Origin of the sequence: Streptomyces sp. NPDC002573, assembly GCF_042889625.1 — a bacterium.
GTDB lineage: Bacteria > Actinomycetota > Actinomycetes > Streptomycetales > Streptomycetaceae > Streptomyces > Streptomyces gibsoniae.
Genome location: NZ_JBIARC010000077.1, coordinates 20,673 through 27,690, shown reverse-complemented (window position 1 = coordinate 27,690; position 7,018 = coordinate 20,673). Strand labels below are relative to the sequence as shown.

The window sequence follows — 7,018 nt, the reverse complement described above, 5'->3', positions numbered from 1 at the left end:
TCGCTACGACAAGCTCGCGGTCCGCTACGAGGCGACCGTCCTCGTCGCAGCCATCAACGAGTGGCTGTGACCAGCACATTCGATACACGCCCTAGAGGTACTACCCGACCCCGGGCAGGTGCTGCGCCACGTCGATGCCAAGGCGCCGCGACTGTTCGGCCGGCCCGATGCCCGACACCAGCAACAATTGCGGCGATCCGATCGGCCCCGCCGCGAGCGCGACCTCCCGGCCGGCCCGCTCCGTTCGCCGCTGCCCGTCGAGGACGTACTCCACGCTGGTGCACCGGCGCCCGTCGAAGACCAGGCGCTCTGCGAACGCATCCGTGGCGGTGAGGTTCGGCCGGTGGCGCGCCTGACCGAGGTAGGCGTCGGCGGCGCTGTGGCGGCTGAAGTCAACGAGGTTGATCTCGGTGCGGTCGACGCCTTCGGGCTGCTCGCCGTTGCCGTCCGCCGTGGCGGGCGCAGCGTCCAGTCGGAAGATTCCACGCGCACCGTCATCATTGCCGGGGCCTCGTCCACCCGGCCATGGCTCATGGGCAAAGCCAACTCCTTGACCGTTGCCAGAGCCAGGTCCTTCACCACGCCGACCTGTCGCTTCAGGGACTTCACGGGGACGTCCGTCACCGTCAGGGCATGCACGTCCTCCCACAGGTAAAGGCCGGACTGTCCGTCGTCGAGGGCCACCAGGCCCTCGGGGGCCAGGAGTACCCCAGGAGCCAGACCGGACGGCTTCGCGCCCACGTACACCTCGCCCTGGGCGATCCAGAACAGGCCCACCATTGCGATGGGTTGCTCACTTCCCCCGACGACGGCGTCGCCGTCGTATTCACTCATCAAACGATCAGGTCGTCCTCCGCAACCCGCCAAGGAGCCGGGAAGTTCATGCTTCGTGGCCCCACGCACGGCGCGAACCCGCCGAGCGGGGAGTGGCTGGGCGGCAGTCCGATGCGCGTGCGGGGGAGCGGAGGAAGTGGCGCGGCGGTTGACGACTGCATCGGTCGTCGTGCTGCTCAAGCGGACTCCACGCAGGTTGACCTGGTGTCAGGGTTCAGCCGTGAGGTGACGGGAGTTGGGCATCGCGGTCGCGGATCCGGAGGTGTCTCCTATGGCAGGCCCATCGGTCAGCGTCATCTCACCGACGAAGCAGAGCTGCGACTGTCAGCAACCGACCAACGCGGGAAGGAATCGTGTCGGGGTCGACCTTGCCGGTCCAGGTCGCCACGAGGTCAACCCCCCAACAGCGCGGTCCAGGAACCTCCACCGCCGTCGCGGTAGGTCCAGCCATGTGCAGTGGCCCAGCGGGCAGCCCTCCCGCGGTAGCGACGGTCCGACGCTCGACTTACCCACATCCCTAGCACGACGAATGCCGCCAGTGGGGCAACGCCGAGCACGATGTAGACGCCGGGCCCTTCTGCAACCAAGTCCACAAATCCCCCCACCCGCAGGGCGATTGCCCCACAGTGCCCCCATTTCCCCGTTTCCACGGCCATCGTGGCTGCGGCGCTGGGGTGTGTCCAGCCATCCGCTTGCGCGCGGAGGTCGGGCCAGGGAGCGGCAGCCCTACGGGCAGCGACAGTCCCACGTGGAAGCTTTCCCCTCCGGCTTCCCTTGACGGCGTGGCATCCTGACCACCCACCAGAGGAGGGGAAGCACCACATGGCCCTGAAGAAGGTCGAACACGCCGCCGCGAAAAAGCAGGTCATCAACCTCGACGAGCTCGAAGCCTTCGCCCGCGACGCCCGCCAGGTCGGCGCCACCGGCAAGGAGGAGATCCAGGTCGGCGTGAGCTGGAGCGGCAAACTCCAGAAACTCGCCATCGATGTCGAACTCGCGCCTGCTGACAGGCCGACCCTCGACAAGAAGCTCGACGGGGCATCCTGAGACCCCTTCTCCGCGATCGAGCAACGAACACCGCCGGCAGTACGGCGCTCAAGGCGGCGCGGCGCGACCGGCTCCCGAGCGCTGGCCTCATGAACCAGCACACCGCCGCCGCCCTGCCTCCACGGTTGAGACGGGGCGGTCGTGCATCTTGCAGCCTGAGCCCGGCGGCGAAGACCTCGTGCCTACGCTCTTGCATGTTCGCAATCTGCGCGCTTCCGCCTGCTTTCCCTCTATGTCCTGGCACCCTTCGCGACCGGTGAGGACGCCGGCGTCAGGATGTTCAATCAGGTGAGCGTCTGCGAGCTTGAGGTTTTAGTGGGGCCGTCCCCGGATCCGGCGGCGATGGTCATGGGATGGTCGACGACCGTATGACTGCTCGCCAAGGTGCGCAACCGCATGCTCTACGTCAGTACCGGTCGAGCAGCGGCTGTTCCTGCTCCGTTGCGCCGAGTTGACGGAACTCCTCCACCGTACGTGCCCATCCCGACGAGCACGGTGCGGCTCGCCGGGACCCTGAACCCGTCGGCCGGCACCGGTCAGGGCGACGGGTCTGACCATCCATGACTTGGCGCCAGGTAAATTTTCAGCCATTCGAAGAACTGTTCGATGTAGGGGGTGATCCCACTCGTGTGATGCATCGCGTCACGGCTGTCCCGGCACTCCGCGTCAGCGGACGCAGAGGCCGCCGTGGGAAGCGTCCGCGCCCAACACGCCGGACGCAGAGAGGATTTGTGAATCTGTGGATCGAATGAGAGCAAGAGGGAGACGGTCGGCCATACGCACGGCCGACGGGGGCCGACTGGCCGGCCGGCTGACGGTCGTGGCGGTGGCCTCCACCCTGGTGGCCGGAGCACTGGCCTCCTCCTACGCCGTCGCCGCGTCGCCGTCGGGCGGTGTGACCGCCAAGTCGGCTGCCGTCGCCGACAGCGGCGAGCCGGTCGCCCGGCTGCGCCAGGAGGTGCGGTCCGGGTCACTACTGGCCGGGCACGGCGTGCGTACCGTCTGCCCACAGTGCGGGGCCCGGGTCGTCACCGAAAAGACCGGCAGCACCACGCCGTTGCGTGCGTCCGCCCCCGCGGGTTACGGTCCGGGCGACCTGGCCAAGGCGTACGGCCTGCCCGCAACGTCGAAGAGTACGGCGACCATCGTGATCATCGATGCGGGCGTCGACGCCACCCTCGCCTCCGACCTGGCCACCCACCGCTCCACCTACGGTCTGCCGGCCTGCGACACCGCGTCCGGCTGCCTCACCCTCGAGAACTACACCGGCGTCAAACAGCCGGCGCCGCAGAAGAAGGGCGCCGGGGCGGCCCTGGAGGAGGAACTCGCCCTTGAGACTTCCCTCGACCTCGACGCGGCCTCCGCAGCGTGCCCCACCTGCCACTTGGTGGAAATCTCGGTGCCCTGGCAGGACGGCGAGGACGACAATGACGTCTCCACCGGCGACTTCGCCGAGGCAGTGAACACCGCGGTGGTCGGCAACGCCTCGGCCGTCAGCATCAGTTACGGCTAGACGGCGGACGTGACCAACACGAGCGGTGCCGACCTGAAGGCGCTCAAGCACAAGGGCGTTGCGATCATCGCCTCCACCGGGGACGAGGGCTTCAACGGCGGCATCCATCAGATGTGGCCGTCCAACCTGCCCTCAGTGATCGCCGTGGGCGGCGTCACCCTGCCCGCCACCGGCCAGGCGACTGCCTGGTGGGCCGCCGGCAGCGGATGCGAGACCGACTTCGCCGCCGCCAACGGGCAGCCCGCCTCAGTGACCGCCGCGTGCGGCCATCACCGGGCCGCCGCCGACGTGTCCGCCGACGCCGACCCGGCGACCGGCCTGGCCGTATACGACACTGACGCGCCGAGCAGCGGCGAGCCCAACGACTGGACGATCGTCGGCGGTACGAGCGCCTCCGCACCGTACATCGCCGGTCTGTATGCCCGTGCCGGTCACCTCGCCTCCGTTCAGGGCCCCAACACGCTCTAGAAGGCCCCGTCGTCCGACTTCACGGACATCACCAGCGGGAACAACGAGGACTTCCACCAGTGCGCCGAGTACCCGGGGATCAGCCACTCGCTGTGCAACGCCGCCGCGGGCTGGGACGGACTGACCGGAATCGGCATGCCCCACGGCCTCGGCGCGTTCTGATCCGCTTCTTCCACCGACGAGATAAGAGAGGACCCGTCCCCGTGCGTCGAAGGACTCGGGCAACGGCAGTCGCGGCGGCGCTGTCCGCCACGCTCCTGGCTGGCGCCGGCATGGCAAGCGCCACCAGCACCGCCACCAAGGCGGCGGTCCAGCCCTGTACCACCAACAACGTGTCGTTCTACTTCGGTGGCTACTCCTACGGGCTCGGCCAGCGCAGATTCGACCTCACGTTGCTCGCCCACGACGGAATCACCTGCAGCCTCAGCGACACCCCGCTGATCACTGTCAGTTCTCCGCCGGACGAGACCAAGAAGGTCCCCGTGACCGTCAACGGCCGCGGCGGCACCCTTGTGCTACGCACCGATTCGCCGCTGCACGCGACCATCTTCTATTCGGCCCCCGACACACAAGCGGACAAGCGGGAGGTCAACGGCCTCACGCTTGCCGTGCCCGACGGGACCAGCCGCGCGACGAACTTCCTCTTCCCCGGCACGACCGACATCTACAAGTCCGGTGTGTCCGTCACGTCCTGGGAGACCGGTATCGGCATGGGCCAGGGTGAGGAGCGCTGAAAGCGCTGACGGCGGGAATCTGACGCCGTGGAAGGCACGGGGACCATGACGTCGTACGGCTCGGCGAATTGAACCGTACGATCCTCGGGTGGCCCCGGCCTGGTCGGGTCGGGGCCACCTCGTGGCCGCCGGCGCTGCTTGCTGAGCACGACCGACAGGTCCGTCCGGTCGCAGGCGTACGTGCCGCCCAGCGCCGGCCCAGCCAGCGCCCAACTCAGCCAGGTCAGCGTACTGTTCACCGACTTGGGCACCGAACCCCGACGCACATGTGGCGGTAATCTCTGCGCTCGGCTGGATGTTCCGCCGGGCGGTCGAAGGGTGGAGGCAATGGGGGTTGCGCGGCAGGTCAGGTCGGAGCCGGGGTCGGAGAGAGATCCGAGCCTGCTGCCGGCGCTTGGGGTGTTCATCGTGCTGGCCGCAGTACTGGAACGCTGTCTGTCGCTGTTCGGTGGGCCGGACACCTACATACTCTGCAGTGACCTTGCAGAGCTGTCCAAACGACTCGACCAGGAAGCAAGCATGAACCGGTGGATCCTGCTGGCCGGCCTCGTGCTGTCCGTGGCAGCACTGGTCATCTCACGCGTACGCCGCGGACGAGTTCTTCCCGTGCTGATGCTCTCTACGGTTCTGATCTTGGTGGTTCTGGCGGACGACTATGCGGCGCGCGCGGATGCCGTCGCCCTTCAGATCTCGGCATCCCAGACTTGCGACGAACCCACGAACGTCTACGACACTTCCCGAGGCTGGTTCAACTGGAATCCACTTGGCTAGGTGCTGTGACCACATAGGTCGGCCGGGTTCGGGCAGCGGTTTCGAGAGGGCATCCGCTGGGGAGGCCGAGAGGCAGCCTGATCAGTCGCTGACGTTGAGCATTGCGCATGCCTCCACGCCGAGCTCGGCGAGCACGGCACGCAGCCGGTCCAATGCGAGGACGGGGTCCAGGGCCGCCGCCTCGATCTCCACGTCGAGATGGCAGCGTCCCATGCCGCTGCCCGCTCCGGTGACTCCGCCGTCGGGGCCCAGCGCGGCTTCCAACGCGTCCTCGGCTTCATCGCGATCGATCGGCAGACCGGTAAGGACGATCTCAACGAACACCGTGCGTCTCCCCTCCAACCCGGCGAACCGTACCGGTCACAGCCCTAGCTAGCCAGGTGTCCGCAAGCGCTGGTGGCCAGGTTCCTCGTCCGGGTGCGGATCCGTTTGACTCCCAGCGGTGTCGCCGACGGGGGTGTGCGCGGGCGACCACGGCAGCAAGGCGATCAAGGAGTATGCCCGATGGATGAGGAAGGCAGCCAGCGACAGTTCAGCAAGCAAGGCAAGGCCTCCCGACATCCAGATGTCCTTGGTGCCGGCGTCCAGCGAGATGTCGAACCAGGTGCCGCAGATCAACAGGACCGCAGTGGCGTGCGCGTAGAGGATGACCGAACGACTGCGGCGCCAGGCCAGAAACGCTGTGCATGCCAACGCGGCGATGCGTTTCGACCCTGCACGGTTCGCCGCCAAGGCCGCTCACGACAGTGTGAAGTGCGTGTCGCTCAAGCTGTCCCAGGGAGCCAAGCCCGGCATCGGAAGCGTGCTGCCGGGGGAGAAGGTCACCGCCGAGATAGCCAGGGTCCGCGAGGTTCCCGAAGGCAAGACCGTCATCTCACTCCCGCACCACGACGTCTTCAGCACTCCACGCGAACTGGTCCGGTTCATCGCGGAGATGCGCGAGTTGTCCGGGGGTAAGCCGGTCGGCTTCAAGCTGTGCGTGGGCTCGCGGCGTGAGTTCCTGGCGGTGTGCAAGGCGATGATCGAAGAGGGCACCGCACCGGACTTCATCATCGTGGACGGAGCGGAGGGTGGCACCGGAGCCGCCCCGCTGGAGTTCGCCGACCACCTGGGCAGTCCGCTCACCGAGGGGCTCATCGCCGTCCACAATGCTCTGGTCGGCGCCGGCCCGCGGGACCGGATCAAGATCGGTGCCAGCGGAAGGGTGGCCACCGGAGCCGACATCGTCAAGCGCATGGCGCAAGGCGCCGACTTCACCAACGCGGCCCGCGCCATGATGTTCGCGATCGGATGCATCCAGGCGCAGAGCTGCCACACCAACACCTGTCCTGCCGGTGTCGCCACGCAAGACCCGGGCCGCGCCCGCGCGTTGAACGCCGACGACAAGTCGGTCCGCGTCCGGCGCTTCCAGTCCGCCACGGTGAACAGCTTCATGAAGATCATCGCGTCGCTGGGCGTGAGCGGACCGGCCGAGCTGCGCCCGCACATGCTGCGCCGCCGCGTGGATCCGGTCACCGTCCGCTCCTAAGCGGAGCTCTACGAATGGCTGGCCCCCGGGCAGTTGCTGATCGAGCCTCCGGAGTCCTGGGCGGCGGATTGGAAGGCCGCCGACCCCGACCGATTCACCGCCTGACAAGGCTCGCGGCTGTGA

9 protein-coding genes and 1 pseudogene are annotated in these 7,018 nt (G+C 67.8%); 6 read left to right on the top strand and 4 right to left on the bottom strand.

Annotation, left to right across the window (positions count from 1 at the left end; genetic code table 11):
• Positions 1 to 100 precede the first annotated feature (100 nt).
• A complete protein-coding gene (locus tag ACFYX0_RS39715; protein WP_388978643.1) occupies positions 101 to 649 on the bottom strand; it encodes a GMC family oxidoreductase N-terminal domain-containing protein in 549 nt (182 codons plus the stop codon).
• A 1,007-nt stretch (positions 650 to 1,656) separates the two neighbouring features.
• Here ACFYX0_RS39715 and ACFYX0_RS39710 point away from each other — a divergent pair.
• From ACFYX0_RS39710 to ACFYX0_RS39700, 3 genes are all read left to right on the top strand, one after another.
• Positions 1,657 to 1,881, top strand: a complete 225-nt coding sequence (locus ACFYX0_RS39710; protein WP_388978642.1) for a hypothetical protein — start codon at positions 1,657 to 1,659, stop codon at positions 1,879 to 1,881.
• An 826-nt stretch (positions 1,882 to 2,707) separates the two neighbouring features.
• Positions 2,708 to 3,394 carry a hypothetical protein gene (locus tag ACFYX0_RS39705; RefSeq protein WP_388978639.1) on the top strand — a complete coding sequence of 229 codons (687 nt, stop codon included), beginning with the start codon at positions 2,708 to 2,710 and terminating at the stop codon, positions 3,392 to 3,394.
• A 9-nt stretch (positions 3,395 to 3,403) separates the two neighbouring features.
• Complete coding sequence (locus ACFYX0_RS39700; RefSeq protein ID WP_388978636.1) at positions 3,404 to 3,862, top strand: S8 family serine peptidase; 459 nt, start codon at positions 3,404 to 3,406, stop codon at positions 3,860 to 3,862.
• Here ACFYX0_RS39700 and ACFYX0_RS39695 read toward each other — a convergent pair.
• The gene (locus tag ACFYX0_RS39695) at positions 3,859 to 3,999 is read right to left on the bottom strand and encodes a hypothetical protein (protein ID WP_388978633.1); all 141 of its coding nucleotides are present in this window, start codon (positions 3,997 to 3,999) and stop codon (positions 3,859 to 3,861) included. The genes ACFYX0_RS39700 and ACFYX0_RS39695 overlap by 4 nt on opposite strands.
• 135 nt (positions 4,000 to 4,134) lie before the next feature.
• On the opposite strand from ACFYX0_RS39695, the gene ACFYX0_RS39690 reads away from it, so the two are divergent.
• Both ACFYX0_RS39690 and ACFYX0_RS39685 read left to right on the top strand, forming a co-directional pair.
• Complete coding sequence (locus tag ACFYX0_RS39690; protein ID WP_388978630.1) at positions 4,135 to 4,596, top strand: DUF4232 domain-containing protein; 462 nt, start codon at positions 4,135 to 4,137, stop codon at positions 4,594 to 4,596.
• 399 nt (positions 4,597 to 4,995) lie between these two features.
• On the top strand, positions 4,996 to 5,367 hold the full coding sequence (locus ACFYX0_RS39685) for a hypothetical protein (protein WP_388978627.1): 372 nt from the start codon (positions 4,996 to 4,998) through the stop codon (positions 5,365 to 5,367).
• A gap of 81 nt (positions 5,368 to 5,448) precedes the next feature.
• On the opposite strand, the gene ACFYX0_RS39680 is transcribed toward ACFYX0_RS39685, so the two are convergent.
• Together ACFYX0_RS39680 and ACFYX0_RS39675 are read right to left on the bottom strand one after the other, a co-directional pair.
• On the bottom strand, positions 5,449 to 5,691 hold the full coding sequence (locus tag ACFYX0_RS39680) for a hypothetical protein (RefSeq protein WP_388978624.1): 243 nt from the start codon (positions 5,689 to 5,691) through the stop codon (positions 5,449 to 5,451).
• Between the two features lie 48 nt (positions 5,692 to 5,739).
• Positions 5,740 to 6,099, bottom strand: coding sequence for a hypothetical protein (locus tag ACFYX0_RS39675; protein WP_388978621.1), 360 nt, complete (start codon positions 6,097 to 6,099; stop codon positions 5,740 to 5,742).
• Here ACFYX0_RS39675 and ACFYX0_RS39670 point away from each other — a divergent pair.
• A pseudogene (locus tag ACFYX0_RS39670) lies at positions 6,074 to 7,000 on the top strand (glutamate synthase-related protein); the annotation flags it as partial. The gene ACFYX0_RS39675 and the pseudogene ACFYX0_RS39670 sit on opposite strands and share 26 nt — an antisense overlap.
• Positions 7,001 to 7,018 lie beyond the last annotated feature (18 nt).

Bases quoted from the DNA above. Each gene is read 5' to 3' on its own strand.
- ACFYX0_RS39710 (WP_388978642.1), top strand. From the start codon at position 1,657: ATGGCCCTGAAGAAGGTCGAACACGCCGCCGCGAAAAAGCAGGTCATC.
- ACFYX0_RS39695 (WP_388978633.1), bottom strand. From the start codon at position 3,999: ATGCCGATTCCGGTCAGTCCGTCCCAGCCCGCGGCGGCGTTGCACAGC.
- ACFYX0_RS39690 (WP_388978630.1), top strand. From the start codon at position 4,135: ATGGCAAGCGCCACCAGCACCGCCACCAAGGCGGCGGTCCAGCCCTGT.